33 protein-coding genes and 1 tRNA gene are annotated in these 26,655 nt (G+C 58.8%); 15 read left to right on the forward strand and 19 right to left on the reverse strand.

The annotated features are described in order from the left end of the window. Positions 1-90: 90 nt before the first annotated feature. Both nrdR and ribD read left to right on the forward strand, forming a co-directional pair. A complete protein-coding gene (nrdR, locus tag GOV79_RS02155; RefSeq protein WP_008756450.1) occupies positions 91-561 on the forward strand; it encodes a transcriptional regulator NrdR in 471 nt (156 codons plus the stop codon). Next, positions 558-1,658 carry a bifunctional diaminohydroxyphosphoribosylaminopyrimidine deaminase/5-amino-6-(5-phosphoribosylamino)uracil reductase RibD gene (gene ribD / locus GOV79_RS02160; protein ID WP_331252273.1) on the forward strand — a complete coding sequence of 367 codons (1,101 nt, stop codon included), beginning with the start codon at positions 558-560 and terminating at the stop codon, positions 1,656-1,658. Before nrdR ends, ribD begins: the two co-directional genes overlap by 4 nt. Here ribD and GOV79_RS02165 read toward each other — a convergent pair. Genes GOV79_RS02165 through GOV79_RS02175 form a run of 3 tightly spaced genes read right to left on the reverse strand, consistent with a single transcriptional unit; the run spans position 1,655 to position 6,154 of the window. Further along, entirely contained in the window at positions 1,655-3,649 is a 1,995-nt protein-coding gene (locus tag GOV79_RS02165) for a capsule polysaccharide biogenesis protein (protein WP_170788425.1), read from the reverse strand. The two genes, ribD and GOV79_RS02165, sit on opposite strands and share 4 nt — an antisense overlap. Further along, entirely contained in the window at positions 3,649-4,782 is a 1,134-nt protein-coding gene (locus GOV79_RS02170) for a polysaccharide biosynthesis/export family protein (protein ID WP_170788426.1), read from the reverse strand. The genes GOV79_RS02165 and GOV79_RS02170 overlap by 1 nt, the downstream gene beginning before the upstream one ends. 31 nt (positions 4,783-4,813) lie before the next feature. Beyond that, complete coding sequence (locus GOV79_RS02175; RefSeq protein ID WP_170788427.1) at positions 4,814-6,154, reverse strand: capsule polysaccharide biogenesis protein; 1,341 nt, start codon at positions 6,152-6,154, stop codon at positions 4,814-4,816. Between the two features lie 141 nt (positions 6,155-6,295). On the opposite strand from GOV79_RS02175, the gene GOV79_RS02180 reads away from it, so the two are divergent. From GOV79_RS02180 to GOV79_RS02200, 5 genes are all read left to right on the forward strand, one after another. Next, positions 6,296-6,883, forward strand: a complete 588-nt coding sequence (locus GOV79_RS02180) for a riboflavin synthase (RefSeq protein ID WP_170788428.1) — start codon at positions 6,296-6,298, stop codon at positions 6,881-6,883. Positions 6,884-6,986: 103 nt separating this feature from the next. Beyond that, on the forward strand, positions 6,987-8,108 hold the full coding sequence (ribB, locus tag GOV79_RS02185) for a 3,4-dihydroxy-2-butanone-4-phosphate synthase (RefSeq protein ID WP_170788429.1): 1,122 nt from the start codon (positions 6,987-6,989) through the stop codon (positions 8,106-8,108). Between the two features lie 2 nt (positions 8,109-8,110). Continuing rightward, positions 8,111-8,662, forward strand: coding sequence for a 6,7-dimethyl-8-ribityllumazine synthase (locus tag GOV79_RS02190; RefSeq protein WP_170788430.1), 552 nt, complete (start codon positions 8,111-8,113; stop codon positions 8,660-8,662). Then, positions 8,659-9,141: a transcription antitermination factor NusB gene (gene nusB / locus GOV79_RS02195; protein WP_170784329.1), complete on the forward strand. Its 483-nt coding sequence runs from the start codon at positions 8,659-8,661 to the stop codon at positions 9,139-9,141. The genes GOV79_RS02190 and nusB overlap by 4 nt, the downstream gene beginning before the upstream one ends. A gap of 56 nt (positions 9,142-9,197) precedes the next feature. After that, complete coding sequence (locus GOV79_RS02200; RefSeq protein ID WP_170788431.1) at positions 9,198-9,503, forward strand: hypothetical protein; 306 nt, start codon at positions 9,198-9,200, stop codon at positions 9,501-9,503. A 214-nt stretch (positions 9,504-9,717) separates the two neighbouring features. On the opposite strand, the gene GOV79_RS02205 is transcribed toward GOV79_RS02200, so the two are convergent. Beyond that, on the reverse strand, positions 9,718-10,143 hold the full coding sequence (locus GOV79_RS02205) for an SRPBCC family protein (RefSeq protein ID WP_170788432.1): 426 nt from the start codon (positions 10,141-10,143) through the stop codon (positions 9,718-9,720). Next, on the reverse strand, positions 10,140-10,460 hold the full coding sequence (locus GOV79_RS02210; protein ID WP_170769355.1) for an ArsR/SmtB family transcription factor: 321 nt from the start codon (positions 10,458-10,460) through the stop codon (positions 10,140-10,142). The genes GOV79_RS02205 and GOV79_RS02210 overlap by 4 nt, the downstream gene beginning before the upstream one ends. A 114-nt stretch (positions 10,461-10,574) precedes the next feature. On the opposite strand from GOV79_RS02210, the gene GOV79_RS02215 reads away from it, so the two are divergent. Continuing rightward, positions 10,575-11,006, forward strand: a complete 432-nt coding sequence (locus tag GOV79_RS02215) for an MmcB family DNA repair protein (RefSeq protein WP_170784335.1) — start codon at positions 10,575-10,577, stop codon at positions 11,004-11,006. A 4-nt stretch (positions 11,007-11,010) separates the two neighbouring features. Here the strand turns inward: GOV79_RS02215 and GOV79_RS02220 are convergent, their stop codons facing one another. After that, positions 11,011-11,199, reverse strand: a complete 189-nt coding sequence (locus GOV79_RS02220) for a DUF6324 family protein (RefSeq protein WP_170769357.1) — start codon at positions 11,197-11,199, stop codon at positions 11,011-11,013. Between the two features lie 77 nt (positions 11,200-11,276). Here GOV79_RS02220 and GOV79_RS02225 point away from each other — a divergent pair, with 77 nt between their 5' ends. Together GOV79_RS02225 and GOV79_RS02230 are read left to right on the forward strand one after the other, a co-directional pair. Beyond that, positions 11,277-11,759: a GNAT family N-acetyltransferase gene (locus GOV79_RS02225; RefSeq protein WP_170788433.1), complete on the forward strand. Its 483-nt coding sequence runs from the start codon at positions 11,277-11,279 to the stop codon at positions 11,757-11,759. 47 nt (positions 11,760-11,806) lie between these two features. Further along, positions 11,807-11,883: transfer RNA gene (locus GOV79_RS02230), tRNA-His, on the forward strand. Between the two features lie 85 nt (positions 11,884-11,968). Here the strand turns inward: GOV79_RS02230 and GOV79_RS02235 are convergent. From GOV79_RS02235 to secG, 11 genes are all read right to left on the reverse strand, one after another. Beyond that, entirely contained in the window at positions 11,969-12,367 is a 399-nt protein-coding gene (locus GOV79_RS02235; RefSeq protein ID WP_170788434.1) for a hypothetical protein, read from the reverse strand. A 112-nt stretch (positions 12,368-12,479) separates the two neighbouring features. Beyond that, complete coding sequence (locus GOV79_RS02240; RefSeq protein ID WP_170788435.1) at positions 12,480-13,286, reverse strand: ABC transporter permease; 807 nt, start codon at positions 13,284-13,286, stop codon at positions 12,480-12,482. Continuing rightward, positions 13,283-14,170, reverse strand: a complete 888-nt coding sequence (locus GOV79_RS02245) for an ABC transporter permease (RefSeq protein WP_170769835.1) — start codon at positions 14,168-14,170, stop codon at positions 13,283-13,285. Before GOV79_RS02245 ends, GOV79_RS02240 begins: the two co-directional genes overlap by 4 nt. 68 nt (positions 14,171-14,238) lie before the next feature. After that, entirely contained in the window at positions 14,239-14,952 is a 714-nt protein-coding gene (locus tag GOV79_RS02250) for a transporter substrate-binding domain-containing protein (RefSeq protein ID WP_170769361.1), read from the reverse strand. 32 nt (positions 14,953-14,984) lie between these two features. Beyond that, entirely contained in the window at positions 14,985-15,761 is a 777-nt protein-coding gene (locus GOV79_RS02255; RefSeq protein ID WP_170769362.1) for an ABC transporter ATP-binding protein, read from the reverse strand. Positions 15,762-15,886: 125 nt separating this feature from the next. Further along, complete coding sequence (locus tag GOV79_RS02260) at positions 15,887-16,630, reverse strand: phosphate/phosphite/phosphonate ABC transporter substrate-binding protein (protein ID WP_170788620.1); 744 nt, start codon at positions 16,628-16,630, stop codon at positions 15,887-15,889. Positions 16,631-16,635: 5 nt separating this feature from the next. After that, complete coding sequence (locus tag GOV79_RS02265) at positions 16,636-17,073, reverse strand: tellurite resistance TerB family protein (protein ID WP_170769364.1); 438 nt, start codon at positions 17,071-17,073, stop codon at positions 16,636-16,638. A 20-nt stretch (positions 17,074-17,093) separates the two neighbouring features. Further along, positions 17,094-17,543, reverse strand: coding sequence for a tellurite resistance TerB family protein (locus tag GOV79_RS02270; protein ID WP_170769836.1), 450 nt, complete (start codon positions 17,541-17,543; stop codon positions 17,094-17,096). 103 nt (positions 17,544-17,646) lie between these two features. Further along, the gene (locus GOV79_RS02275) at positions 17,647-18,414 is read right to left on the reverse strand and encodes an isocitrate lyase/PEP mutase family protein (RefSeq protein WP_170788436.1); all 768 of its coding nucleotides are present in this window, start codon (positions 18,412-18,414) and stop codon (positions 17,647-17,649) included. Between the two features lie 94 nt (positions 18,415-18,508). Then, positions 18,509-20,152, reverse strand: coding sequence for a CTP synthase (locus tag GOV79_RS02280; protein ID WP_170788437.1), 1,644 nt, complete (start codon positions 20,150-20,152; stop codon positions 18,509-18,511). Positions 20,153-20,313: 161 nt separating this feature from the next. Then, the gene (secG, locus tag GOV79_RS02285; protein ID WP_170788438.1) at positions 20,314-20,679 is read right to left on the reverse strand and encodes a preprotein translocase subunit SecG; all 366 of its coding nucleotides are present in this window, start codon (positions 20,677-20,679) and stop codon (positions 20,314-20,316) included. A gap of 150 nt (positions 20,680-20,829) precedes the next feature. Between secG and nthA the strand changes: the two genes are divergently transcribed. The 5 genes from nthA (at position 20,830) to GOV79_RS02310 (ending at position 24,201) form a co-directional block, all read left to right on the forward strand. Then, entirely contained in the window at positions 20,830-21,444 is a 615-nt protein-coding gene (nthA, locus tag GOV79_RS02290) for a nitrile hydratase subunit alpha (protein WP_170784685.1), read from the forward strand. Continuing rightward, positions 21,441-22,118 (forward strand): nitrile hydratase subunit beta, encoded by a 678-nt coding sequence (nthB, locus tag GOV79_RS02295; protein WP_170788439.1) that lies wholly within the window; start codon positions 21,441-21,443, stop codon positions 22,116-22,118. The genes nthA and nthB overlap by 4 nt, the downstream gene beginning before the upstream one ends. After that, positions 22,115-22,450, forward strand: a complete 336-nt coding sequence (locus tag GOV79_RS02300) for a nitrile hydratase accessory protein (protein ID WP_237217917.1) — start codon at positions 22,115-22,117, stop codon at positions 22,448-22,450. Before nthB ends, GOV79_RS02300 begins: the two co-directional genes overlap by 4 nt. A 213-nt stretch (positions 22,451-22,663) precedes the next feature. Next, on the forward strand, positions 22,664-23,959 hold the full coding sequence (locus GOV79_RS02305; RefSeq protein ID WP_170788440.1) for an adenylosuccinate synthase: 1,296 nt from the start codon (positions 22,664-22,666) through the stop codon (positions 23,957-23,959). Further along, positions 23,959-24,201 carry a DUF2842 domain-containing protein gene (locus GOV79_RS02310; protein WP_170784346.1) on the forward strand — a complete coding sequence of 81 codons (243 nt, stop codon included), beginning with the start codon at positions 23,959-23,961 and terminating at the stop codon, positions 24,199-24,201. The genes GOV79_RS02305 and GOV79_RS02310 overlap by 1 nt, the downstream gene beginning before the upstream one ends. Before the next feature lie 15 nt (positions 24,202-24,216). Here the strand turns inward: GOV79_RS02310 and GOV79_RS02315 are convergent, their stop codons facing one another. Further along, positions 24,217-24,762 (reverse strand): GNAT family N-acetyltransferase, encoded by a 546-nt coding sequence (locus GOV79_RS02315; protein ID WP_170788441.1) that lies wholly within the window; start codon positions 24,760-24,762, stop codon positions 24,217-24,219. A gap of 166 nt (positions 24,763-24,928) precedes the next feature. Next, positions 24,929-26,602, reverse strand: coding sequence for a hypothetical protein (locus GOV79_RS02320; RefSeq protein WP_170788442.1), 1,674 nt, complete (start codon positions 26,600-26,602; stop codon positions 24,929-24,931). Positions 26,603-26,655 lie beyond the last annotated feature (53 nt).

Raw genomic sequence — 26,655 nt, forward strand, 5'->3', positions numbered from 1 at the left:
TACCCAAACCCTAGCGGCTGCCCTATAGTTGTGGATAAGTAAGCCACAGCGCTTACAAAAGAGGCGGATATAGGGACGAGGAGACGGCGGATGCGCTGCCCGTTTTGCGGAAATATTGACACACAGGTGAAAGATTCACGCCCGGCTGAGGATCACGTTGCGATCCGCAGACGTCGCTTTTGCCCGGCATGTGGCGGGCGGTTTACCACCTATGAACGGGTCCAATTGCGCGATCTGGTCGTGATCAAGACAAACGGCAAGCGCGAAGATTTCGACCGCGACAAGCTGGAACGGTCGATCCGTATTTCGATGCAGAAACGGCCCATTGACCCCGAGCGTATCGACCAGATGATCTCGGGCATCGTTCGGCGGCTGGAAAGCATGGGCGAGACGGATATCCCCTCGAACAAAATCGGTGAGATTGTCATGGAAGCTCTGGCACGGATCGACACCGTCGCCTATGTACGCTTTGCAAGCGTATACAAGAATTTCCAGGCGGCCGATGATTTCGAGGAATTCGTCCACGAACTGCGCCCGCCGCAGCCTTCGACGGACGAGTGAGCGACTCAGATAAGCGATATATGGCGCTGGCCCTGTCTTTGGGGCAGCGCGGACAGGGGTTGTGCTGGCCTAACCCGTCTGTGGGCTGTGTCCTTGTGCGGGACGGTCGGATTGTCGGGCGCGGTTGGACGCAGCCCGGCGGTCGCCCGCATGCTGAAACCGAGGCACTGAAACAGGCTGGTGACGCGGCTCGCGGTGCGACGGCCTATGTCTCGCTGGAACCATGTGCGCATCATGGCAAGACACCTCCCTGCGCGCAGGCGCTGATTGCTGCGGGTGTTTCGCGCGTGATTTCACCCATCGAAGACAGTGATCCGCGCGTGGCGGGGCAGGGCTTTGCGATGTTGCGCGACGCGGGGATCGAAGTCACGACCGGTGTCCTCTTGGATCAGGCCGAGCGGGATCACGCGGGCTTTTTCCTGAAGAACGAGCAGGGTCGCCCGTTTGTAACGCTCAAGCTGGCCAGCAGTTTTGACGGCCGTATTGCCACGTCGTCCGGGCACAGCCAGTGGATTACCGGTCCCACGGCGCGCCGAGCCGTCCACGCAATGCGCGCCCGCCACGATGCGGTGATGGTGGGCGCTGGGACCGCACGGGCGGATGACCCCTCACTGACGGTGCGTGATTTGGGGGTCCAGGCGCAACCGGTTCGCGTGGTGGTCTCGCGCCATTTGGACCTTCCCTTATTGGGGCAACTGGCCAGAACGGCCAAGGACATCCCGGTCTGGCTCTGTCACGGACCATCCCCCGACCCCGAGCGGGCAAAAGCGTGGGAGGGGTTGGGCGCGCGTTTGATCCCTTGTGCCTTGCACGATCATCAAATTGATCCCTTGGATTTGGTGCAGCAACTTGGGCAGGCCGGTTTGACCCGTGTCTTTTGTGAGGGCGGCTCGGCTTTGGCTGCGTCTTTGCTCGCGCAGGATCTCGTGGATGAGCTGATCGGTTTCAGCGCCGGGTTGACCATCGGGGCCGAGGGGCTGCCCGCGATTGGGGCGCTGGGACTTGAAACGCTGGAGGCCGCGCCCCGGTTTTCTTTGATGGAAACCCGTGCCATCGGGCCGGATATCCTGCACCGCTGGGAAAGATCCCTGCGCTAGCGCCGCCAGAGATGCGCGTAGGTCGCAAAGAGCCCTTGTAGTTTCGACAGTGCCCGTAATCCAGGCCGGTCGTTTTGATATCCCTCGGACAGACGTTGAACCGCAACTTCGACGGGGCAGGGTAGGCCGGTCACAGGATCAAGATAGCGCGGGTAGTCTATCAATGCGGCATGGACCAGCCCCAGCATTGACGGGCGCGCGCCGCGCCGCGCGGGAACTGAACCCAAGTCGGTCGTTAATCTCCAACCTGCATAGAATGGCGCGCCCAGAGTGGTCACGGGTATCCCACGCATCAGCGCTTCGAACCCAAGCAACGAGGTCATGGTCCAGACCTCGTGCACCTGCGCCAACAATGAGGCCGGATCGGTATCCGAGACGACGACGTCCACCAGATCGCGGGCGTCGATATTGCCACTGCGCAGGCCAGCCTCGACATCAGGATGGGGTTTGTAGATCAGCACTGCGTCCGGGTTGGCGGCGCGCACAGCGCGTAGCAAATCTGCATTGGTGCGGACATCGCTTGCCCCCAGCTGGATCGATGCGTCATCCTCGACCTGACCTGGAATCAAAATGCGGTGCCCATCGGGCAGGGCGGGGGCGGTGTCGCCTGTGTTGTATTTGCTGATCTGGCCCGAGATGATCTGCGCCACCAGCCCCTCGGCGCGCAGCTCCTGATCCGGGCGCAGGGTTTCGCGCCGGGCGATCAGGTTTTCCAATTGGCTGGGACGGGTTGGATCATAGTAGATTCCCAGATCATCCGTCGCCAGCGACAGAGGGGGCACTAGCCGGGCCCCCAGCCCCCGAGACCGCAGAAATCCATCCTCGACACGCACAACGTGATCCGTCGCCTCGGCTTGATTGGCCCAGACCATATGTGGTTGTTCGCCCGCCGTCGGAATATCCGGGGTGAACCTGACTTTTTTCTCGCGCCCGAACATCTGTTGGATGTGTTTACGTTTCCACAAACGCATCCCCGAGGCGGTCCACCCTCTGTGATCCTGCCGCCATGCGCGGGTCTGCGCTTCGAGCGTGTCCAGAACGGTTTCCAACTGACAGAGCTGATCTCGGAATGGGTCGTACCATGTCGGGTACAAGATCATCGCCGCCGCGAATAGCTGCGGTCGTGTCAAGTTGCGCTGGCGACGGGGCAGGTAGGGCTCGTCCTGCGTCAATCCCCAACCGGCATAGAATGGCAGGCCAAAGACACGCGGTTTGTGCCCGGCCAAAATGGCCTCGAACCCGAATTGCGACGACAGCGTGTAAACGCCAACGGCGCCTTCCAGCAGGGTCCAGGGACTGATCGGATCGCTGAACAGTGTGACCCGGTCTGTCTCATCATGGTCCGAGTAATAGCCGGGGCGGTGGCCTTGGATGGTTTCGGGATGCGTTTTGATCAGGACGCGGGCGCCGGGGTTCTCCTCTTGCGCCATCACCAGCATTTCGCGAAAGCGCGCCAGATCCCCGCCACTGGCCTTGACCGAGGCGTCATCGCGTGCCTGATCAACGACCAAAACATATCCGGGTTCAGGTGGTTTGATGTCCGGGTGATAGGCCGAGTATTTGCCAAGATGTCCGTCACGCAAACGCTCGATCCCGCTACGGGCGCGGTTCAGAAGGGCGGTGTCGTCCAGCGGGTGTGTGGCCAGAAGTGTCTCAAGCTCAGAGGGTAGCGACGGGTCGAAATGCAGGCCCGACCGGTCCAGCAACAGACCCATAGGGACTTCTCCGCTTCGACCGGGATGAAGAGAGCGCAGAAAGGCATCTTCGACATGCAGGATGGGTGCGTCATACCTTTCTGCCACCCATCGGCCACGATGCGCGGTGGGGCTGTCGCCCCAGACACCCACCAAGTCGCCGTCTTTCGGCAGGCCGAGGCGGATGTCGTAACCTGCAAGCGTCAGGATTCGGCGGATGCGGCGTTGGGTCAGAAACCCGCCGTTGTAGACAAGCAGTCGGGTCCGACTGTCCCCGGCTGTTGTGCCGGAATACATCAGCCGCCTGTCAGCGTTGTGACATTTGCCAGCGGTGTCAGGCCGCCCGCGATCAGCGAGATGGACTTGCTCCACTGTGAGTAGGGGGCTTCGGTGACATAGATCGTGTCATCATCGCGGATGACGAAATCGCGCGCGATGAACAGCCCGTTGGGTGCGGTGAGGTTCAATAGGTAGATCATGCGCTGATCCCCTTGCAGATCAGGCTGCCCCATGACCGCACGTGCGATTTCTTCGCGTTCCTTGCGCAGCACGAAAATACCGGTTGGGTCTGAGGACAGAGATTGTAAGCCGCCAACCTGGGCCAAAGCCTCTAGGGCGGAAAGGTCCTGACTGTCAAAGGCTACCCGCGATTGCCCGCCGGTGGCGCCAAGCGCCACGTAAGAGCGGGTGTCCGCCTCGATCAAGATGCGATCTCCGGCGCGTAGCGCGACGTCCAGTTTGGGATCGCTGAACAAGTCGTTGTACCAGACCGTCCCCCGCTGATCGCCGCGTATCAGTGTGACCAGAGCGATATCGGAACCGACCGAAACACCACCAGCCCGCGACAGCATCCCACTGAGCGTTCGGGTCGGGCGTTCGATCGGGTAAATGCCCGGAGACGCCACACCGCCAACCAAAGATACGGTTGACCCATCCCCCGCAGCACGGCGTACTTCGACTTGCGGATCAGGGGTTTGCTCGCGCAGCTTGTCGGTGATGACGATGCGCAATTGTTCCGGAGTGTTGCCCGCTGCGCGGACCCGCCCGGCATATGGGACAAAGATGAAGCCCTCGCTATCGACCTGCACTTCGTTCAGGGATGTGGCCGCGCCCGCCTGAACCGACAAAAGGCCGTTGTCGACGTTTTCCCAAATCGACAGACCGAGAACATCGCCGGGGCGCACCGTGTCTGCCGTCAGATTTGGCGCGCTGCGAAAGGCTGCTGAGAACCCGAATTGTGGGATGGCCGATGTTTCCTTGGTGACGCGGTCATCCACCTCGACGACAAAAGCGTTGCCTCCATTCGCGGTGGAGCCCGCTAATATTTCGGATTTATTAGGACCAGATTTGGGAAGCTGGCACGCCGCCAGCAGACCGAAAGCGGCCACAAGGGAGACCCCCCGTGCCCAGCGGATGGGAAAGCACTGCACTGCCGAATATCCTCAGTCTTTTTTGTTTGTGTCAGGCTAACCGGTTCGCCGCACGACTTCCAGTCTCAACTCGTTCGAGTCCTTGCACGATTTTCAACTGTGGCCTCTCGGTCTCGTTCAGCAGGGTTTGGTAGGGATCATATTGGTTCAGCATCAAATCAGCCGCACGGCGTAGCAGCTGCCGACGCCCTCGCACCGAGTAGAAACCACCCGGAATTTGGCTGGTCTTCAGCAAAAACCGGCGATAGCTCCGGTAGGCGTCCAGATCGGGCCGGGTGGGATTCGCAAAAAACGCCTCAAGCGGTTGTTGCGAGACGAATTCCGCCTTGTCATAGACCGACCGTCCAAAAATGCGCAGCGGTATGCCGCGCCAAAGCACCTGCTGTCCTGCTGTCGAGTTGATCGTCACGGCCGAGCTGGCCTCATCCAACAGACGGGCCAATTTGCCGCCGGGGACATAGTGCACCCTGTCGGCAACCCCAAAAGAGCGGGCCAGATCGCGTGTGCGTTGTCGCAAAGGCTCCCGATGATTTTCCAGAGGATGTTCCTTGACCACCAGTTGGTGATGCCGGAGCGCACCTTCGGCAAAACCGTGAATGACATGTTCCAGAAACTCGCTCATTCCGTTGAAATCCGAATGCGCCTGTACTGAGCTGTCATGCCCAAGTTGCAGCAACGCCAGATGGTAAGGCTGCCCTGTCCGGCGCACGCGCTGGGTGGCCCAAAAGCGTTGTAGCCTGTGGAAGGGCATCAGCATGAAGCGTTTAAAATAAAGCAGAAACTCCCGTGAGACGGGTAATTCCCGGTGACGGCGGAAATTACGGTAGCGTTGGTTCAGAAACAGGACGAACCAATGATAGAGCGCACCATAGAAAATATGCTCACGCATGTCGCCCCAATGGGCAGGCGGAGGCGATGTCTGAGTGTCAGTCTGCTCCAACGCATCCTGCATCTGCGTGATATCCATGGACATAAGCCGCGAGTTCCCGTTCGAGCCCGCCCTTTCGTACGTCACCCACCAGGGGCGAAGATACCCTTCTTCGAACACATGCACTGTCAGCCCGTTTTCTTGCGCGATTTCGGCAGCCTGCGCGTGGATCGGTCGCGTGTCGCCATAAAGCACCAGATCTGTGACGCCGAGATCCGTTATCAGTCGGGTGAATGTGTCCGGCCAATCTTCAGGCCTGCCGCGAAATGGGATATAGCTGGCCCGGTCGAACCAAAAGGCTCGGTCGCCAGCGTTGAACCCCACGCGCCACACCGTCGCCCCTGTTTTGCGCAAAATCCGCCCTAGCGCGTTGAAGAACGGGCCGTGCGGTCCTTGCAGGAACAGAAAGACGCGTTGATCCGCGTCTGGGGGGATTGGTGGCATGAGGACTGCTCGTGTGGTGTTATGGCTAAATTTATGCCCGTTTCCATCATTCCCGGCAAGGCAGGGCTTGCCCGCCATGGCGGTTACGCTTACCTCGACAGGGACAACGGGTCATAGGTTAGCAAACCAAGGGTAAAGAAAATGTTCACTGGGATCGTCACAGATATCGGAACCATTACCGAGTTAGATCAGCAGGGCGATTTGCGGGCGCGCATTCAGACGGGCTATGACACTGCTGGGATTGATATCGGCGCATCCATTGCCAGTGACGGCGTGTGCCTGACTGTGATCGCGCTGGGCGATGACTGGTACGATGTCCAGATCAGCGCCGAGACCGTGTCGAAGACCAATCTGGATGGCTGGAAACTCGGGAAACGCGTCAACCTTGAACGCGCCTTGAAAGTTGGCGATGAACTCGGCGGGCATATCGTATCGGGCCATGTGGATGGCGTGGCCGAAATTGTGGCCATGCAGGACGAAGGCGACAGCACCCGCGTCACCCTGCGCGCTCCCAAGGACTTGGCGCGGTTCATCGCGCCGAAAGGATCTGTTGCGCTGAACGGGACGTCTTTGACCGTCAATGACGTGGACGGATGTGACTTTGGCATTAACTTCATCCCTCATACCAAAGAGGTGACAACCTGGGGCGATGTTGCGGTCGGAGACACGGTGAACCTTGAGATCGACACGCTGGCTCGTTACGTCGCGCGTCTGGCCGAAATGTCCTGAGTTAAACGCCGCGTTCTGACCGGTTCGGGACGTTTGCAGACTGGTCTTTGCGCGCGGGGTGGTCTATCCACCCGTGCAAACATGCTCTGCGAAAGGCTGCCCAATGAGCTTTGAAACCCCCGGACCCGTCGAGGCGCAACTGCGCGACGTGATCAGCCCGATTGAAGAGATCATCGAAGAGGCGCGCAAAGGTCGGATGTATATTCTGGTCGACCACGAAGACCGTGAGAATGAAGGCGATCTGGTTATCGCCGCCGAGTTTGCGGATGCCGAGGCGATCAACTTCATGGCCACCCATGGGCGCGGCCTGATCTGCCTGCCGATGACCGCGGAACGGGTGGATGCGCTGGGCCTGCCGATGATGGCGGTGAACAATTCCTCGCGTCATGAAACCGCGTTCACCGTGTCGATCGAGGCACGCGAAGGTGTGTCGACCGGGATTTCCGCCGCTGACCGCGCCTTGACTGTTGCGACGGCCATCAATGAACAAAACACGATGGCGGCCATTGCCACCCCGGGCCATGTCTTCCCCTTACGCGCCAAGCGGGGCGGGGTGCTGGTGCGTGCGGGCCATACCGAGGCTGCGGTTGATATCTCGCGCTTGGCCGGACTGAACCCTTCGGGCGTGATCTGCGAGATCATGAAGCCCGACGGCACAATGGCGCGTCTGCCCGATCTGGTGGAATTCGCACAAACCCATGACATGAAAATCGGTACGATCAGCGACCTGATCACCTACCGATCCCGCAATGACAATCTGGTGGTCGAGACGTCGCGTGAAACCGTCAATTCGGAATATGGTGGCGAATGGGAGATGCGGCTGTTCACTGACCAGCTTCATGGCATCGAACATGTGGTCATGATCAAAGGCGACATCACCACGCCCGAGCCCGTTCTGACCCGCACCCATGCTTTGCACGAAGCGCCGGATATCTTGGGCCTCGGGCCTAAATCTTCGCGCGAACTGCCGCGTGCGATGGAGAAGATCGCCGAAGAGGGGCGCGGCGTCGTCTGTCTGTTCCGCCAACCGCGCAACTCGCTTTACGCGGTCGAGGATGAAGGCCCTCGGACCATCAAACAAACAGGACTGGGGTCTCAGATCCTGTCCAAATTGGGCATTCACGAGCTGGTGCTGCTGACCGACTCGCCCGAAACCGTATATCTGGGGCTCGACGCGTTTGGCCTGTCCATCGTCGGCACCCGTTCCATCCTCAAGGAAGACTGATCGTGGCTGAACAAGACAAACACGGCGTCCTGCCGACTCCGACATTCGACAAGCCGGTGAAACTGCTGCTGGTGGTGGCTCCGTTCTATCGCGCTATCGCGGACAATATGGTCGCCGGTGCGAAAGCAGAGATCGAGGCCGCAGGCGGCACCTGTGAAGTGGTCGAAGTTCCCGGCGCGCTGGAGATTCCCACCGCCATCGCAATGGCCGACCGTCAGTGCGATTTCGACGGCTATGTTGCGCTGGGCTGCGTTATTCGCGGCGAGACCACGCATTATGAAACTGTCTGTAACGACTCCAGTCGGGCCATCCAACTGATGGGTCTTCAGGGTCTAGTGATCGGCAACGGTATCCTGACCGTCGAGAATGACGAACAGGCCGAGGTCCGCGCCAATCCCAAAAAGATGAATAAAGGGGGCGGGGCAGCCGCTGCGGCCTTGCATCTGATCGCGCTCAGCCGTAAGTGGGGCTCTTCCAAAAAGGGCGTGGGCTTCAAGCCGCCGTCCGAGTCCATCCTTGTGGCGGGCGACAGCAACGGATCCACGACAGCATGACCCAGACAGACGCGCCGAAACCGGCCAACCAGAAACGCCTGATGAAATCCGCCGCCCGGCTTTACGCCGTGCAGGCACTGTTCCAGATGGAGCAGTCAGGCCAGACGACCGAAGCGGTCGTGACCGAGTTTCTGGATCACCGGTTTGGTGCCGTTTATGAGGGGGAAGAGATGCTGGACGGCGATATCCGCCTGTTCCGCAAACTGGTCGAGGACGCCGTGAACTATCAGGCCCCCATCGACCAGATGACCGACCGCGCGCTGGTGGCCAAATGGCCCATCGCACGTATCGACCCGACCTTGCGCGCCGCTTTCCGCGCCGCCGGGGCCGAACTGACCCAGAGTGACACGCCGCCCAAAGTGGTCATCACCGAATTCGTCGACGTGGCCCGCGCCTTTTTCCCGGAAGGCAAAGAGCCGAAATTCGTGAACGCTGTACTGGACCACATGGCGCGCGAGGCTCAGCCCGAGGCGTTCTGACGCCTTTACTCAGAGCATCCGAAGGCTACGCTTGTGACCAAACAAGGAGTGCCGCTATGCCCAAGCTCATTCGTCTTTATATCACTCAGGTTATCTGGGGATTTGTGATCTCGGCCGTATTTGTCGGCGTGCTGTTGGCTGTGAACGTGGCCAATCTGCGCGGGTTGATTTGGGGTTCGGATGTTGGGTTGGTGGCACTCGTCATGATCTGGTTTATGAACGGCATCGTTTTTGCAGGTGTCCAGTTCGCCTACAAGATCATGAGCATGGCGGAAAGGCCGTGTGGTCCGCGCCGTGGATCACCCGTCGTTAATGTGTTCAAACCTGTGCTGGCCAAGCAAAGCTCACGCGCAGAGCGCTGATAATTTTAGAAAAATGTGGCGGGACCACCAGTCAACCGTGCGGTGTGATTCCCGAGGACCTGTATGTACAGGTGGGCGCCAGATAATCAGGCCAGGACCTGAACAGAGCCAGCCCCCTCGGAATTGCTTAAGGCCACCAGAATGCTACCAGTCACAAGAAGGGCAGAACCCGCCAAAGGCTTAGTTAGGGCGTCTGACGGGCTGGCACAAGGGGTTAAGCGTCAACAGTTTCGTGCAGAGATTTGCGCATCTTGCCGAAATGCTCGTCCCAACCGTTGTCCAGGGCCAGGATCAGGCCGAAAGCCTGGGCGCCCTGCGGCAGGCCTTCGTGCACCAAGGACAATCGCGTGCCGCCGTCTACGGGCTCCAACGTCCATTTGACCACGCTGACAACGTCTCCCATCGGTTTTACCGTGAAGGTATATTCAAGATACTGCGGCTTGCGCGCCTCGCGCACCTCTCCCCAGATCAACAGATCGCCGCTTGTGGTTCCGAACATCTCAAGCTTTTGTCCTGCTGCCAGAGGGCGTTCGGGCTTGTGAAACCATTCGGCAAGGCGTTCCGGTTCGGTCAGATAGTCCCAGACAGTGTCCGGCTCAGCGCGCAGGAAGATGGTCTTTTGCAAAACTGCGTTGGTCATGTCTCTTTCCTCTCAATGGCTTCTTTCAAGTTACGCAGGCGCTCGTCCCAGAACTGATCAAAGAAGCTCAACCAATCCAGAACAGGGGCCATTCCCTTGGGTTCAAGACGGTTGATGCGTTCTCGCCCCCGAGCTTCGACCTGGATGAGGCCTCCGTCCGACAACACGGTCAGGTGTTTTTTGACGGCCGCTCGGGTCATGTCGAAGCAATCTGTCAGTTGCGCGATTGTCATATCCTGCGATGCAAGCATCTGAACGATGTCCCGGCGCGTGGGGTCCGCAAGCGCGCGAAACGCGTTTTGGATTTGGTCAGGCATCCGTTTCCTCATATCCGATACCATTAGGTTTCATATTTATTTGATACCATATGGTATCATGTCAACAGCAATCTCGCTCTTGCAATTTGTTCACGAATTGTTCACATTTTCCCAATGACATTGGATCTACAACCCGGCCAGAAGCTAGCACGCGGCGTGGCGCGTCATCTCAGCGCGCATGGTTTTGTTTCTGTTGAGGAATTCGTGCCGGCGCGCGGGTTGCGTGTGGACGTTATGGGGTTGGGCCCCAAGGGTGAATTGTGGGTAGTGGAATGCAAATCCAGCCGAGCGGATTACCAATCGGATTCCAAGTGGCAGGGCTATTTGGAGTGGTGCGACCGATTCTTCTGGGCCGTGGATACCGAGTTCCCGACCGAGCTGTTGCCTGCCGAGACTGGTCTGATCATCGCCGACGCCTATGACGCCGAGATCGTGCGCATGGCCCCAGAGGATAAGCTGGCTCCGGCGCGCCGGAAGAAGATGATCCAGAAATTTGCAACCGATGCCGCCCGAAGGCTGCACGCATTGCGAGACCCAAGGCTTTAGCGCGTTAGCCTTTCACCGCCAGCGCGGCTTGCGCGGCAGCGCGGATCTCTTCGGCGATTTCTTCAGCCTCGTCGGGTTCGAAATCCATCGGAATCTCGACGCCATCAGCCTCGATGAACAGGCGCACCATGCCTTGGTCGGTCGGGCCGATTTGCAGGTTGGCCTGAATGTCACGTTCGGTGTTGATACCCATTTGCGCCTCCGGGGATGAGCGTTTGTGCTAGCGCGCAAAGACTTGAGAATCAAGCCGCTGATCGGGTCAGATGAGGAATGAACGACACGGTGATCAGACTTTTTCACCCATCAGACGTTCCGTGGCTGGTCGCGCAGCACGGCCTTCTTTACGAGCGCGATGAAGGGTTCGACAAAAGCTTTGCGCGCCTTGTGCAGCAGATACTGGATGAGTTTGTGGCAACCCATGATCCCTCCTGTGATCGCGGTTGGATCGCGGAACAGGCCGGCGTTCCTCTGGGCAGTATCTTCTGCGTGCGACTGGATGAGACCATCGCAAAACTGCGCCTGTTCTTTCTGATGCCCGAGGCGCGTGGAAAAGGTTTGGGTAAGCGCTTGCTGCATACCTGTATGGACCACGCCCGCGACACTGGGTTTGAGAAAATGTCGCTATGGACCCACGAAAGCCACCGTGCCGCTTGCGCGCTGTATCAGGCGACGGGATGGCAATTGACGGGTAGCAAACCGGTGCATTCTTTCGGGGTCGATCTTGTCGAACAAAGGTGGGAAATTCGGCTTTAATCCTCTTGCATTCCCTCGGCGCGTTCGGTACATCGCCCCTCACGAGTGCCGCCTTAGCTCAGTTGGTTAGAGCGCTGGATTGTGGATCCAGAGGTCCCCTGTTCAAGCCAGGGAGGCGGTACCATCTCCCTCATCATCGGTTGAATAATTACAAGGCTGCTTGTCCGGCTGAATGCATGTGCATTGCTGTTCGCGGCGGCGATTTTTCCTTAGACCGAGATCTTACCAGACAGAATTCCTGCAAAGAAGGTGATCAGCCAAAGCGCAACCCAGATCCACAGGAGCGGCTGTTTCTTGATCCGGCCGTGTCGGATCAAAGGAAAGGACAGGGCCGCGCCCGCCAGAGGGAACAGAGCCGTGAATGGCACCAGTGAAAATATCAGCGGCAACATGAAAGGCAGGGTAAAAGCTGCCATTAGAAACGACAGCCCGACATAGGCTAGTGTGACAACCGGGCCGGCCTGAGACTCGCCAACGAGGAACGGAATGGACGATACCAGCATCAGCGCCGCTGTTAACGGAGCCGAGATGACAAGCGCCAGGGCAGCACAGGTGCAAAGGCTGCGGAAGGGCTTGGTGGTATCAAAATTCCAAGTTCTGAGCTTCACGAAGAAACGCCTCGGGGTGTTGGCCGGCGAAGCTGCGGGGCCGCTCTGCGGTGGCGTGCTTTCGGGACCACTGCCAGAACCGCATCAAAGCCTGCGACAGGAATGCTGTGTCTCAGCGGGCCAGATTTAGTCTCAACTTCATCTTGCTGCGTTTGGCCACGGGCAGGTGCCGGTTTAGGTGTTTGTTCACCAGCCCAAAGCCCCAGATCACCACTAGAGTCAGCAGAATGAAATAGAAGGCCAGAATAGGGTAGGGGATGAACGGATTGAACGTCTTGTCCGCGAAATAGCCCGCGTAATAAAGCGCATCGCCCCGTTGTTGCCAGACTGGGAAGGCCGAGAAGAAGACCAGCGTGGTGGCGTGGAACAAAAAGATCGCCTCATTTGTGTAGGCAGGCCAGGCAAGCCGCAGCATGGTCGGCCAAATGATACGGCGAAACCGCGACCAGCCGGTCATTCCATAGGCGTCTGCAGCCTCAATATCGCCCTTGGGGATCGAACGTAGGGCACCATAGAAGATCTCGCCTGAATATGCGGCGGTGTTGCAGAACAACACGATCAACGCTCCCAGCCAGGCAGAGGTCAGTGCGTCGAAGAAGGGAAAACTCTGCTTGAGGGACAGGAAGAAGAAGTAGGCAAAGAAAAACTGGATGAACAGAGGAGATCCCCGGAACAGGAAAATGAACCACTCGGACGGTTTGCGCAGCCATTTCTTGCTTGACGCTTTGCCAACGGCCAGCGCTGTAGCCAGAAAGAACCCGGTCGCCAGCGCCATGATCCCGAAATAAATATTCCAGATCATGCCCGAACCGATCAGGGTGAATTGCTCGCATAGTGTAAAATCATTGCGCGGCAGAAGGCGTTCACCGATGCCGACCGAGCGAAGCGCATAGTCCTGGATGGTCTGGATGCAGCTCATGCGGTGGTCTCCTTGCGCAGAAGCTCTCCGCCTGCGGTGGCTTGTCCGTGCGACAGGCGACGCATCAACCGTTCAAGGCCGATTTCCGAGACGCGGGTCATGCCCAGGTAAAACACGAGCAGAGCAAGGAAGTACCACATACGCCAGTCGCCGTGCGGGTATTGGGTGAATTTCGGGTTTTTGAACGACCCCAGTTCGCGGGCCCAATAGACGATGTCTTCGATGCCCAGCAGGAACAGCAACGGTGTGGCCTTGATCAGCACCATCCAAAGGTTAGACAGGCCGGGCAGGGCGTAGACCCACATCTGTGGTACCAGAATGCGCCAGAATGTCTGGCGGCGGGTCATACCGTAAGCTTCGGCGGTTTCCAGTTGCGCATGCGGGACGGCGCGCATGCCGCCAAACAGAACATTGGCGGCAAATGCGCCAAACACGATTGAAAAAGTAATAACGGCCAGGAAGAAGCCATAGGTCTCGTGAACCCATTCGGGTGCAGTTCCAAGCGGCAGTTTGGCGGCCTGACAAACGATGAAATCATTGCCCTGTCGAACGGGGTCAGTCCATTCGGGGCAAAGAATCTTGTGGCGCGTCCATTCGAATGCCTGATCCAGCGCTATCACGAAGAACATGAAGAACGCGATATCTGGCACACCGCGAACGATGGCGATATAGCCTTTGCCCAACATGGCAAGCGGTGGAAAATGTGACCGCGCGGCCATGGCCCCCAGAAAGCCGAACCCCAATGCAACCGGGGCGGTGATCGCCAGCAGCAGCAGGACCTTGAAGAAGGATAGATAAAACAGCCAATGCACACCGTTGGTCAGGTAACAGGCAAACCAACGGAACGTGCCGAGTGTTTCGGGATCGGTGCAGAACGAGAAAATGGCGGGCCTCTTTGACTTGCAAGGGCTCTGAGGCGGCGCGCCCTAAGTAAGGCGCGCCGCAGAGTTTATCAGAAGGTCGAGGACACTTCCCACTTGGTGATCAGCGCGTTCAGGCTGCCATCGTCCTTCATGGACTGGATGGCCGCGTTGAACTTCTCTTTCAGCTCACCATCGGATTCGCGGATACCCATGCCGACACCGCCGCCCAGCGGAACGTCGTCACCCACAAAAAGCAAGCCCGAGCCATCTTCGGTAAAGGGTGCCAGGAACGACCGGTCAGCAAGGACTGCATCCGCTTCGCCGTTGCGCACAGCAGCAATGGTTTCCTCGGGGCTGGCGAACTCAACCAGAGTTGCACCGGAATCGGCCACATAACCCGCCTGAATCGTGCCGGTCTGGGCGGCGATCACGCCACCTGCCAGATCCACGCCATCAGACATGGCGATATAGGCCGACGGATCCGGCGGCGTGTAGTTCTGGGTAAAGTCGATAACTTCGTCACGCTCATCGGTGATCGACATGCCTGCGATGATTGCGTCGTAGTTGCCCGAGACGAGGTTCGGAATGATCGAATCCCAATCATTCTTGACCCACTCGCATTCCAGGCCTGCGCGTTTGCACAGCTCATCGCCCAGTTCACGCTCGAACCCGTCGATTTCGCCGGCGTCGTTGACAAAGTTCCACGGTGCATAGGCGCCTTCGGTGCCCAGACGAACGGTGTCCGCCATGGCCATGCCGGCGCTCAGCGCCAAGGCCGCAGTGGTCAGAATCAGTTTTTTCATTGGTTACTCCCCAGTTTAGTTCTGTCCTGAATTTATGCCGCCATAGTGGCGGATAGAAAGCCCTGAAGCCGTTCGGATTCAGGGGTGGTGAAGATATCTTCCGGCAGGCCTTCTTCTTCGATGAGGCCCTGATGCAGAAAGACGACATGGCTAGAGATATCAGCAGCCATCTTCATGTCGTGGGTCACGATGATCATGGTGCGGCCTTCGGCAGCCAGATCCTTGATCACCTTAATCACTTCCTGTTCCAGTTCGGGGTCCAGCGCCGAGGTGGGCTCGTCAAACAGCAGGGCCTCGGGCTCCATGCACAGCCCGCGTGCAATGGCGGCGCGTTGCTGCTGCCCGCCCGAAAGCTGGGCCGGGTAGACATCACATTTGTCGCCAATTCCCACTTTTTCCAGGTATTTTCGGGCGCTGTCCTCAACTTCGGCCTTGTCGCGGCCCAAAACGGTGACGGGGGCCTCCATCACGTTTTGCAAGATGGTCATATGGGACCACAAGTTGAATTGCTGAAACACCATCGACAGATTGGTGCGGATGCGCAGGACCTGTTTGGGGTCGGCGGGGCGGCGGTTGTGGCCCGAACCGCTCCACTGAACCGGTTCTCCCTTGAACAGGATTTCGCCCTGTTGGCTGTCTTCCAACAGGTTGCAGCAGCGCAGTAGTGTAGATTTTCCGGACCCGGATGAGCCGATCAGCGATACGACATCGCCGCGTCTGGCCGTAATATCCACCCCTTTCAGCACCTCAAGATTGCCGAAGCTTTTGTGTAGGTTCTTGATCTCGATGACCGGAGTGGAATCTGTCACGGGCGACCTGAGTGTTATTGGTGTTGGTGCGGTACTAGGGCTTAAAAATCAGCCTAATGCAATGCGCAAATGACATATATGAGGTCCGAAACCGTCAAATTGACCAGACGTTCTGGTCGAATCGATCAGGGATTGAGCAGCTTGGCAGCATCCTGCGAAGGGTTGGGGATGGCTAGATAGTCGCGGGCCGGTATCTCTATCAGATCCAAAAGGTGCAATGCATTGCGGTCGCGCGGGGATAAGGCGTTGATCGCCCGCCGAACAGCTTGAGTTATGGCGGCCGCATCTTGAGTGCCCGATGTGATATAAGGCAGCGCCGGAGTGGGAGCTGTTGCGTCGACATCCCGCAATGCGGTTCCCAGCTTGGTGTGTTCCTTCAGCATCAACCAGGTTAGCGCATCCAGCGCTGCGAAATCGGCCAGACCGTCGGCAACAGCGCGCGCTGAGTTGGCATGTGCGCCTGTTTCCAAAGCAGACATCGGGCATAGGCCCAAAGCCTCAAGGTGTACCAAAGGTCCGGTCCATCCAGACTGAGAAAGCGGCTCATTATAGGCAAAAACACCACGTGATAGCTCGGTCAAGTCGCGCGGGTCCTGAGTTCTTGCCACAAAAACCGAGCGATAGTGGCCCGGTGGGCATCCCGAAAGCCCATGATCCGGTGTTCCTACCAGTTGCACCTGATCTTGCAAATGGGTGCGATAGGGCATTCCGCAGGTCTGCGCGAACAACAGGTCAGGGCTTTGCCAAACCTCCCAAGCGTCGACATCGCGGGTCAGTTCGACAGGTCCATAGCCCAGATTGTCTCGGATCAGGGTCCAAAAGCGGTCGTGGGCAGGCCGCAGGCCGGGCATGTCGTACATGCCCAGCATCGCAATCACGACTTGGCGGCCTTTTGTCTGGCCAGCGCAGAATCCACATCGCTGACGCCAAGCAAGCTAACCACAAGTCGTAGCAGCGAGTCCTCCTCGCCGGTGCGGTGCCCATCAGCCAGCGCTACAGACCAGAGCGCCTGTACGACGGCCAGACGATCGTCATAAGCCACGGCTTCTTTGATGGCGCGGGTAAAGCGCACGGTATCGGGGGCCTCGGACTCAAGATCTTCGGCGCGGGCGCGCAGACCGGCCGCCTCGAACGGGGACAGGCCATAGCGTTCGGCGGAAATTCGGTCGATTCGCGCCATTTCGCTGTCGGCATAGTCATTGTCAGACCGCGCGATGCGCACCAGCAGCGCCGTTAGGGCAAGGCGGGCATCATCATCGACAAGTGGGTCGGGCTGGGGCTGCGTGAGCCGGGACAAGAAATCACTGAACATGGGTCAGATATAGATTGGGCCTAAGCCTCTTCCAAGCGCCTTTGCACACGTTCGCGGGCTGTCTGGCTGTCATTATAGCTGAGCCCCATCGAAATACGGGCCTCTTCCACGATTTTCATCTCTCCCTCATCTGACTTTCCGTCGGCCAACACGACTTCCCACAAGGCGTCAAGCGCGGCGAGGCGTTCGTGCAGATCTGTGGTTTCGCGGATCAGCTTGCCGAACGTGTCGGTTTCTGGCGCAGCAGCGTGTAGCTTTTCGCAGGTGGCGCGAACCTTGGCGGCCTCGATCGCGTTATGCTGATAGAGCCGCGCAAGAATGCGGTCGATCAGGCTGATCTCTTCCAGTTTATAGTCCCGGTCCGCTTGAGCGACCCGCACCATCAGAGCCCCAAGGGCCAATTCGGCATCGGGGTCGGGCAGGGCATCGTGTTGGGGCGGGCGAAAGGCCTGAAAGAACTTTTTCAACATAGCGTGAGGATATTCCATATTTTGTAGTCCGCCAAGCACGGACTACAGGCCATAGCCTCAAATTGACATTTCTTTGCCGGGCGTCGCCCTGCTCGGCGGGGCGTCAGCCCAAGGCTGCTGCGGCCTGTTCCTGTAACCACGCCACCATTTTGCGATAGGGCACAGGGCCATAGCTGATCCGCGCAACCCCCAGCTTGGCCAAAGTTGCGGTGTCGGGAGTGCCGGGCAGGGCGATGATGTTCACCGACAGATCCGTGGCCTCACACAGGCGACCGATCATTGCTTCATCCTTTAAACCGGGGGCAAAGAACCCGCTGGCACCTGCATCAGCATAGGCTTTGGCGCGGGCGATGGCATCATCCAGCATGGCGTCGTCATGGGTGTCCGGCTGCGCCTTAAGGAAGATATCGGTCCGCGCGTTGACAAAGGCTGGGATACCGGCGGCATCACAACCCGCGCGCATCGCGGCCACGCGGGTCGCCTGCGTTTCGATGTCAAACAGGTCCTTGGTCCCGACGATCTGATCCTCGAAATTGAACCCGATGACCCCGGTTTCCAGCGCGCGCTGCACGTTGTCCGAAATGCCCTGCGCATCCGTGGCATAAGCCCCTTCGAAATCCAGCGTCACCGGAAGGTCCACCGCACCGATGATGCGCCGAGCGTTGTCCAACACATAATCCATGGGAATGTTCTGACCGTCCCCGTAACCCTGCGCCATCGCAACCGGTGCGCTGCCCGTGGCCAAGGCTTTGGCCCCGGCGTCCTGCACGGCCTTGGCGCTGCCCGCGTCCCAGATATTGTAGAGGATCACCGGATTGCCCTTTTGATGCAGGGCGGCAAAGTTCTTGGCGCGGGTGGTTTGATCGGTCATGGCAGGGCTCCTGTCTTGAAATTTGAAGACAGTTAACCCTGCAATGGGGCGTTTCGAACAGAAAAATCGAAAGCGCCCCTCACTTTGAGGTGACTTAGACCAGACGCGACGTCTCTTTCGCAGCGCGTACGAAGTCGCGGAACAGAGGGTGGGGCTCAAACGGTTTGGATTTGAGCTCGGGGTGGTACTGAACCCCGATGAACCATGGATGATCGGACCATTCGACAATCTCGGGCAGACGGCCATCGGGTGACATGCCTGAGAATTTCAGGCCCGCTTTTTCTAGCTTATCCCGATATTTGATGTCGACCTCATAGCGGTGACGGTGACGTTCTTCGATATTTGAGCCGCCATAAACCTCGGCCACCTTGGACCCATCCGCCAGAACCGCATCATAAGCGCCCAGACGCATGGTGCCGCCCTTGTCGTCGCCAACTTTGCGTTCGACCTTGTGGTTGCCCTGCACCCATTCTTTCAGGTGGTACACCACGGGTTCAAAACGCTTTTTCCCGGCCTCGTGGTCGAATTCTTCGGACCCGGCCTCGGTGATGCCTGCTGCGTTGCGGGCGGCCTCGATCACAGCCATCTGCATGCCCAGACAAATGCCCAGGTAAGGCACCTTATGTTCACGCGCATATTGCGCCGCTTTGATTTTGCCCTCGGTCCCACGCTCGCCAAAACCACCGGGTACGAGGATCGCGTGGAAGCCCTCTAGATGCGGGGCGGCGTCTTCGGTGTCGAAAACCTCGGCATCGACCCATTCGACCTTGACCTTGACACGGTTGGCCATGCCGCCGTGGGTCAGCGCCTCGGCAATCGACTTATAGGCGTCTTCCAACTGGGTGTATTTGCCGACGATGGCGACTTTGACCTCGCCTTCGGCGTTGTGGATGCGGTCGCTGACATCTTCCCATTTGGCCAGATCGGGTTTGGGGGCCGGGCTGATCTGGAACGCGTCCAGAACAGCCTGATCCAGACCTTCGCGGTGATAGGCCAGCGGAGCGTCATAGATGGTGCTGAGGTCCTGCGCCGCGATCACGCTGTCCGGGCGGACGTTGCAGAACAGGGCCAGCTTTTCACGTTCTTTCTTCGGAATCGGGCCCTCAGAACGGCAGACCAGAATATCCGGCGCCAGACCGATGGAGCGCAGTTCCTTGACCGAGTGTTGGGTCGGCTTGGTTTTCAACTCGCCCGACGCTTTGATGTAGGGCAGCAGTGTCAGGTGCATAAACATGCACTGACCGCGCGGCTTGTCCTGACTGAACTGACGAATGGCCTCAAAGAAGGGCAGGCCCTCGATATCGCCCACGGTGCCGCCGATTTCGCACAGCATGAAATCGACCTCATCCTCTCCAATGGCGATGAAATCCTTGATCTCGTTGGTGACGTGCGGGATCACCTGAATGGTCTTGCCGAGGTAGTCTCCGCGACGTTCTTTCTCGAGCACGTTAGAGTAAATCCGACCCGAGCTCACCGAGTCGGTCTTGCGCGCAGCAACACCTGTAAAACGTTCATAGTGGCCAAGGTCCAGATCGGTCTCGGCCCCGTCGTCGGTGACGAACACTTCGCCATGTTCAAATGGCGACATCGTGCCGGGGTCAACGTTCAGATAGGGATCCAGCTTGCGCAGGCGAACCGAGTAGCCCCGCGCCTGCAACAAAGCGCCCAAAGCCGCCGAAGCCAGCCCTTTGCCCAAGGACGAAACCACACCACCAGTGATGAAAATAAAACGCGCCATGTTGTTCGGCTAGCTCCCGTGAGACGTCAAAATCAGCTGCCCGACGGTTTACGAAAAACCGCTGCATCACGGGACTTCACATATAAAGGATTCGCGCCCATAGCGCAAGAGAACCGCAAGATGCTGTTGCAGTTCTCTGTCAGATTTCTAGGTTTTGTGGCTTAATCCGCTTGCGGGATCAGCGGCGCATTGTCGCCCTGCGCCGGAGGCAGCAGATCATCCGCCGACGGAACCGCCGGCGCGCTTTCTTCGGTTGCGGCCGGGGCAGGGACGCCCAAACGGTCAATGACTGAGCTGCCCGAGGATTTCTGCGCCGCAATGATCGTCAGCGTGATCGAGGTGACGATAAAGCACGCCGCCAGAATCCATGTGACCTTGCTCAGCGCAGTTGCGGCAGCGCGTCCGGTCATGGCGCCACCGCCACCGCCACCCATGCCAAGGCCACCGCCTTCAGACCGCTGCATCAGGACGACGGCGATCAGGCCCAAAGCCAGAAGAAGATGGATGATGAGAACGACGTTTTCCATGGTGGTCCTGTACAGCGTGGCGTGTATCGCGTGGTACTTATGCAAGTTTGGGTCCGGGGGCAAGACACGAGTTTCCATCACCTCTGGTGATGTGTGATATCACGTCAAAGGGACTGGACAGACTGGCGGATCGTGACGCAACCTGCGGCCATGCCACATGACGATCACGACCACCCGCACGCGCTGTTGCCGCCGGAACCTGCGCTTCGAGTCAAGGCGCTGGAGACGATTCTGACCCGTAAGGGTCTGATCGACCCGGCGGCTTTGGACGAAATCATCGACACCTATCAGAACAAGATCGGCCCTCAGAACGGGGCGCGCGTTGTCGCCAAGGCTTGGGCGGACCCCGAGTTCAAGCGCGCCTTGCTGGAGGATGCAACGCCCGTCGTCGCCGATCTGGGGTTTTACGGGCGGCAGGGCGAACACATCGTGGTCGTGGAAAACACGCCCGAGCTGCACAATATGGTCGTATGTACCCTGTGCAGTTGCTATCCGTGGCCGCTGCTGGGTATTCCGCCGGGCTGGTACAAATCCGATGCTTACCGCGCCCGCGCCGTGCGTGAACCGCGCAAGGTTCTGGCTGATTTCGGCGTGTCTCTGCCCAAAGACACCGCCATTCGCGTCTGGGACTCAACGGCTGAGATTCGGTATCTGGTTCTGCCGATGCGTCCCGAAGGCACAGAAAGTCTGCCCGAGGACGAACTGACCGCCCTTGTTACCCGCGACAGCATGATCGGCACCGGTCTTCCCAAGGTGCCCTCATGACCCGCGTTCACGATATGGGCGGGCGGTTCGGGGATGGCTCAGTTATCCCCGAGGCGGAAGATGCTCCAGTTTTCCCGCAGGAATGGCATGGGCGTGCTCTGGCCGTAACTTTGGCTGCTGGCTTCCTGGGGCAATGGAATATCGACATCTCGCGCCATGCGCGCGAACGTCTGTCACCAAAGGACTACACACGGTTTTCCTACTACGAGAAATGGATTTCGGGCTTGGCCGACCTCTTGATTGAACGGGGTGTCCTGACGTTGGAGGACCTAAAAGGCGGGAACGGTGACACCCCCCATCCGTTGGCGTCGCGAGCCCTGAAAGCAGAGAACGTCAGCGCTGCGCTGGCCAAGGGCGGCCCTGCGGACCGCCCGTCCAAGGTTGCTATGCGTTTCCAGCCGGGACAGGCCGTTCGCACGGCGCACCCATCCGCCAACCGCCTGATCGACGGTGGGCATACTCGGCTGCCAATTTACGCGGCCGGCGCGCAAGGGTGGATATTGCGCCTCCATGGGACACATGTTCTACCTGATTCCAACGCGCATGGATTAGGGGAAGCGCCCGAACCCCTCTACGCGGTGGCCTTCACGGCATCAGAACTTTGGGCAAACCCGGAAAACCCAAAGGACGAGGTCGTACTGGATCTCTGGCAAAGCTATCTGGAGCCCGCATGACCGACTGCGTCGCACACACAGCGCCCGAACCCGTTTTCGCCGAGCCCTGGCACGCACAGGTCTTCGCGGTGACTGTCGCATTGAATGAAGCAGGCCGATTCGAATGGCCAGATTGGGCCACCCGATTTTCCGCGACACTTAAGCGGCGGGGGCTTTCGAAAGAGTTGGATGGCGGAGACGACTATTTTCGAGCGTGGCTGGACGCGCTTGAAACCCTGTTGGAAGACGCCGGAGAGGCCGATGCGCAAGATATCGGCGAAATGTCGGCAGCTTGGGAAAATGCTTTTCTGACCACGCCGCACGGACAGCCAGTCAAATTGGCAACCGGGTAGGGGGCTCTGCCCCCGCCGCCCGTTCCGGGCGACTCCCCTTGGATATTTCTGGCCAGATGAAGCAGGAGATCCGCTCTTCATCTGGCTATAAATATCCCCGCCAGAGGCACCGCGCGCAGCGCGGTTCGAAGCTGCGGCGAATTATCGGTTTCCCTGTCGCTGACACATCGCTATACGAGCCGAGTTTGATTACTCAGCGCAAAAGGACCTGTTATGGCCAATGTGGTTGTTGTCGGCGCCCAGTGGGGTGACGAAGGAAAAGGCAAGATCGTCGACTGGCTCAGCGAGCGGGCGGACGTGATCGCGCGATTTCAGGGTGGGCACAACGCCGGTCATACGCTGGTTATCGATGGCGAGGTCTACAAACTGCACGCGTTGCCGTCCGGCGTCGTCCGCGGGGGCAAGCTGAGTGTGATCGGCAATGGTGTTGTGCTGGACCCTTGGCATCTGCTCAAGGAGATTGGGACTATTCGCGCGCAGGGTGTTGAGATCTCGCCCGAGACACTGATGATCGCCGAGAACACGCCTTTGATCCTGCCAATTCATGGTGAACTTGACCGGGCCCGAGAAGAAGCAGCGAGCAAGGGGACCAAAATCGGGACGACTGGTCGTGGGATCGGTCCTGCTTACGAGGACAAGGTGGGGCGCCGATCTGTTCGTGTTGCTGACTTGGCCGATGAGGCAACGCTCGAGGCGCGCGTCGACCGGGCGTTGCAGCATCATGATCCGCTGCGTAAGGGCTTGGGGATCGAGCCGGTTGACCGCGACGCGCTGATTGCGCAGTTGAAAAACGTCGCGGCGGAGATCCTGCCCTTCGCCGCACCGGTCTGGAAAGTGCTGAACGAAAAGCGCAAGGCCGGTAAGCGCATTTTGTTCGAAGGGGCACAGGGGGCTTTGCTGGATATCGATTTCGGCACCTATCCGTTTGTGACCTCGTCCAACGTGATTGCCGGTCAGGCGGCAACGGGTGTGGGCATCGGGCCGGGCTCGATCGATTTTGTGCTGGGCATTGTCAAAGCATACACGACCCGTGTTGGCGAAGGTCCGTTCCCGACCGAACTGGATGATGCCGACGGTCAGCGTTTGGGCGAGCGGGGCCATGAATTCGGTACCACCACGGGGCGCAAGCGCCGCTGTGGCTGGTTTGATGCCTGTCTAGTGCGTCAGACCTGTGCAACCAGTGGTGTGAACGGCATCTCGCTGACGAAACTGGACGTTCTGGACGGGTTCGAGACCTTGAAGATCTGTGTTGGGTACGATCTGGACGGTGAACGTCTGGACTACCTGCCCACCGCTGCGGATCAGCAGGCGCGTTGCAAGCCCATTTACGAAGACATGCCGGGTTGGAGCGAATCCACTGAAGGCGCGCGGAGCTGGGCGGACTTGCCTGCCAATGCGATCAAGTATGTGCGCCGGGTCGAGGAACTGATCGAATGCCCTGTGGCCCTTTTGTCCACCAGCCCGGAGCGGGACGACACCATTCTGGTGACCGACCCGTTTGCTGACTGATGAGCAGCGAGGAAAAGCCGGGCCTTAGCTATAAGGCGCGGCGTAGATGGTCTCTGGTTCTGCTGCTGGTGGGACTGCCAGCCTATATCGTGGCGGTTGTGACGGTCGTGAACTGGCTTGATCGACCGCCGATTTGGTTAGAACTTCTGGTCTATGTGGTTCTGGGCGTGCTCTGGGCTTTGCCGTTCAAATTTGTGTTTAAGGGTGTTGGCAAGGAAGACCCGGGTAACACACAAGATTGACCGTCAATACCGACCTCACCTTCGAGGCCAACTGAGAATTGCACGGGCGAATGCATGGTATTCTCCGGAGATTTCTTCAGCCAGGCTAAAGGGTGAAGGCCATGGCGTCGCCAGTGTTGCTTCGATCTGGCCTGTGATTAGTTTCAATTCTGCTTTGTGCTTGGCTGCCAGACGACGCATCTTTTGGTTGGTGGCAAGGCACAGCATGTGGACTTCGTTGATCCCGCGATTGCGTGCAGCGGTAAGGAGGCGGGAGAGCAACCCGTCTCCAATGCCCCTGTCTTGCCAGCCAGTTTCAACAGTTAGCGCGACCTCTGCTACGTAGTTCAGGCTGTCCGGAACAGCCCGAAGTTCCCCTACGCCGCGCAGGCGTGAATCCGGGAAAGCCCCAAAAATCAAGGCCGCATCGTCAAAGATATCGGAAAGATAAGCGGCAACGAATTCTGCGCTGACGGGCGCGCCGAAACGCGATGTCAGTGCGTCACTATTCAATGATTTGAAGTGGCTTTCGATTTTGGGCCTGTCATAGGGCCTCAGACGGCGAATCGGAAGTTCATACATGGCGCGACCTCTGTTTGAACCGAGGAAAAAGTGCCTGGCGTAGTGGTTCAAACCTAGCATAATTCTGCGGTGCAGCATAGCAGGACGCTAGGTACTTTCAGTTTAGTGCTCAAAAAAAAGGCCAGAGGAATTTCTCTGGCCCTTCTGGTTTTAGTTTTTTTGGCGGTCAGCCCGCGGCGCGTTCGTCGTCGTCGGGGCGGAAGCCGATATCCGTTGAGGCTGCAAACCGGCCACCACCGGCTTTTTCGATTTTGCCGTCGCGCAGCAACTGACCGAATGAGCGCAGGCTTTCCTCGCGGTTGAAATCCGCCTGTTGGAGCGACCGGATTTTGTTCATCAATTGCGGACGCGAGAACTGCTCCTGACCTTCGATAAATGACAGATAGGATGCGGCGGCTTCCAGAAGGTCGGGCAAGGACTGGGCGCCCTGTTCTTGTGCGAAAAGGGCAAAGCCGCCTTCTTCGCCCGCCTGAGCATCCTCAGATGAAGACACGCGGCGCGGCGTGACGGGGGCTGCCTCAGGGGCATCCGCGTCGATACGCTGCTCGGCGACCAGTTTCAGCGGGGCCATCTTATCTGATTGCGGGCGCGTGCCGGTGACCTGAATGTCCGGCCGGCGTGGGCTGACCGATGCGGTCAGATCACGATAGACGCTGTGATCAGATGTTTCTTCGGCTTTTGGCTTGTCCTTGCGCTCGGCTTCGGTCGCGGCCACTGCAGCGCGCAGGTGCGAGTATGTCTCGCGCTGATCTGTGGTTGCCGGGTCCTCCATCTGGACATCGGCTTTGTCCATAAGACGCGAAACGTCCTGGTCCAGGCTTCCGGTATCCGAGGCAGAGTCCGCCGCGCGTCGGGCAAGAAAAGCCTCGACATTCGAAATCTCGCTCAGCAGGTCTTCTTCATCGTCGGCAGTCAACACCCCTTCCTCTTGGGTGGTGTCGTCCTCCGGCATATCCATGGCTTCCTCGTCCTCCTGCAGCAGGTTGACGGGATCGTTTTCTTCCATGGCATCGGCTTCGGGTGTCAGGTCTTCTTGCGCTGCTTCCTCGGCCTCTTCAACCATCGCGGCAGGCTGAATTTCTTCTTCCGGCTCACCATCAGAGACTTCGGTTGGGGCTGCTTGGACTTCTTCTGCAGGTTCACCGAATTCGGTGCTCAGGGTATCGTCGAAGACCTGCTCAGTTTCTTCAGGCGCATCTTCGACAATCTCATCTTCGGCCAAGGCTTCTTCGATCGCGGCCACGGCCTCTTCCGGGGATTCCTGCGGTTCGGTATCGGACGCTTCGCCCAAATCCTCGGCGCTTAGCGAACCAGCTTCGAATGCTGCGGCCACAGCGTCCGACGGTCCGGCCGCCGCCTTCATCAAAGTCGTTTCTTCATCCTCGGAATAGATGACGGTGTTTTCTTCCGAATGGGAAACGACCGCGCGGATGCGTTGCAGTTTGGCGGCGATGCTGTCGGCGGCGGGAGTGGGCGCGTCTTCGACCTCGTCCGCTTCGGTAGCCACCGGATCGGGTTGAGACGGTACAGGCTCAGGGTCGGCGGTGGGCGTGGGTGCGGTGGCAATCGGGGCGGGTGCGGGTTGTTCAGTGGCACGCAGCAGCAGGCCCGAGTCATTCTGGCTGGCTTCCACCCGGCGCGCGACATCGCGCTGAGCGATGCGGGCCAGCATCTCGGCATCCGGTTGCGGGGGTTCTGACCCGAAGTAACGATCCTCGGCGGCAAGGTCGCGGAAATATTCTGCGATTGCCTTCATTGTCTCGAAGGAATCGTCAAAGCCTTCCAAAGTGCATGAGAAGGTTCCGTATGAAACGGTCAAAACCTTGTTATTCTGTACCATCAGACGCACGTCCTTTACAAACTACGAGAGCCAACCCGCCCGGCGATGGGCAT

Origin of the sequence: Ruegeria lacuscaerulensis (assembly GCF_013034745.1) — a bacterium.
Lineage (GTDB): Bacteria > Pseudomonadota > Alphaproteobacteria > Rhodobacterales > Rhodobacteraceae > Ruegeria > Ruegeria lacuscaerulensis_B.

Bases quoted from the DNA above. Each gene is read 5' to 3' on its own strand.
- nrdR (WP_008756450.1), top strand. From the start codon at position 91: ATGCGCTGCCCGTTTTGCGGAAATATTGACACACAGGTGAAAGATTCA.
- GOV79_RS02165 (WP_170788425.1), bottom strand. From the start codon at position 3,649: ATGTATTCCGGCACAACAGCCGGGGACAGTCGGACCCGACTGCTTGTC.
- GOV79_RS02175 (WP_170788427.1), bottom strand. From the start codon at position 6,154: ATGCCACCAATCCCCCCAGACGCGGATCAACGCGTCTTTCTGTTCCTG.
- GOV79_RS02180 (WP_170788428.1), top strand. From the start codon at position 6,296: ATGTTCACTGGGATCGTCACAGATATCGGAACCATTACCGAGTTAGAT.
- ribB (WP_170788429.1), top strand. From the start codon at position 6,987: ATGAGCTTTGAAACCCCCGGACCCGTCGAGGCGCAACTGCGCGACGTG.
- nusB (WP_170784329.1), top strand. From the start codon at position 8,659: ATGACCCAGACAGACGCGCCGAAACCGGCCAACCAGAAACGCCTGATG.
- GOV79_RS02200 (WP_170788431.1), top strand. From the start codon at position 9,198: ATGCCCAAGCTCATTCGTCTTTATATCACTCAGGTTATCTGGGGATTT.
- GOV79_RS02205 (WP_170788432.1), bottom strand. From the start codon at position 10,143: ATGACCAACGCAGTTTTGCAAAAGACCATCTTCCTGCGCGCTGAGCCG.
- GOV79_RS02210 (WP_170769355.1), bottom strand. From the start codon at position 10,460: ATGCCTGACCAAATCCAAAACGCGTTTCGCGCGCTTGCGGACCCCACG.
- GOV79_RS02215 (WP_170784335.1), top strand. From the start codon at position 10,575: ATGACATTGGATCTACAACCCGGCCAGAAGCTAGCACGCGGCGTGGCG.
- GOV79_RS02220 (WP_170769357.1), bottom strand. From the start codon at position 11,199: ATGGGTATCAACACCGAACGTGACATTCAGGCCAACCTGCAAATCGGC.
- GOV79_RS02225 (WP_170788433.1), top strand. From the start codon at position 11,277: ATGAACGACACGGTGATCAGACTTTTTCACCCATCAGACGTTCCGTGG.
- GOV79_RS02240 (WP_170788435.1), bottom strand. From the start codon at position 13,286: ATGAGCTGCATCCAGACCATCCAGGACTATGCGCTTCGCTCGGTCGGC.
- GOV79_RS02250 (WP_170769361.1), bottom strand. From the start codon at position 14,952: ATGAAAAAACTGATTCTGACCACTGCGGCCTTGGCGCTGAGCGCCGGC.
- GOV79_RS02260 (WP_170788620.1), bottom strand. From the start codon at position 16,630: ATGCTGGGCATGTACGACATGCCCGGCCTGCGGCCTGCCCACGACCGC.
- GOV79_RS02265 (WP_170769364.1), bottom strand. From the start codon at position 17,073: ATGTTCAGTGATTTCTTGTCCCGGCTCACGCAGCCCCAGCCCGACCCA.
- GOV79_RS02270 (WP_170769836.1), bottom strand. From the start codon at position 17,543: ATGTTGAAAAAGTTCTTTCAGGCCTTTCGCCCGCCCCAACACGATGCC.
- GOV79_RS02275 (WP_170788436.1), bottom strand. From the start codon at position 18,414: ATGACCGATCAAACCACCCGCGCCAAGAACTTTGCCGCCCTGCATCAA.
- GOV79_RS02280 (WP_170788437.1), bottom strand. From the start codon at position 20,152: ATGGCGCGTTTTATTTTCATCACTGGTGGTGTGGTTTCGTCCTTGGGC.
- secG (WP_170788438.1), bottom strand. From the start codon at position 20,679: ATGGAAAACGTCGTTCTCATCATCCATCTTCTTCTGGCTTTGGGCCTG.
- nthA (WP_170784685.1), top strand. From the start codon at position 20,830: ATGCCACATGACGATCACGACCACCCGCACGCGCTGTTGCCGCCGGAA.
- nthB (WP_170788439.1), top strand. From the start codon at position 21,441: ATGACCCGCGTTCACGATATGGGCGGGCGGTTCGGGGATGGCTCAGTT.
- GOV79_RS02300 (WP_237217917.1), top strand. From the start codon at position 22,115: ATGACCGACTGCGTCGCACACACAGCGCCCGAACCCGTTTTCGCCGAG.
- GOV79_RS02305 (WP_170788440.1), top strand. From the start codon at position 22,664: ATGGCCAATGTGGTTGTTGTCGGCGCCCAGTGGGGTGACGAAGGAAAA.
- GOV79_RS02310 (WP_170784346.1), top strand. From the start codon at position 23,959: ATGAGCAGCGAGGAAAAGCCGGGCCTTAGCTATAAGGCGCGGCGTAGA.
- GOV79_RS02315 (WP_170788441.1), bottom strand. From the start codon at position 24,762: ATGTATGAACTTCCGATTCGCCGTCTGAGGCCCTATGACAGGCCCAAA.
- GOV79_RS02320 (WP_170788442.1), bottom strand. From the start codon at position 26,602: ATGGTACAGAATAACAAGGTTTTGACCGTTTCATACGGAACCTTCTCA.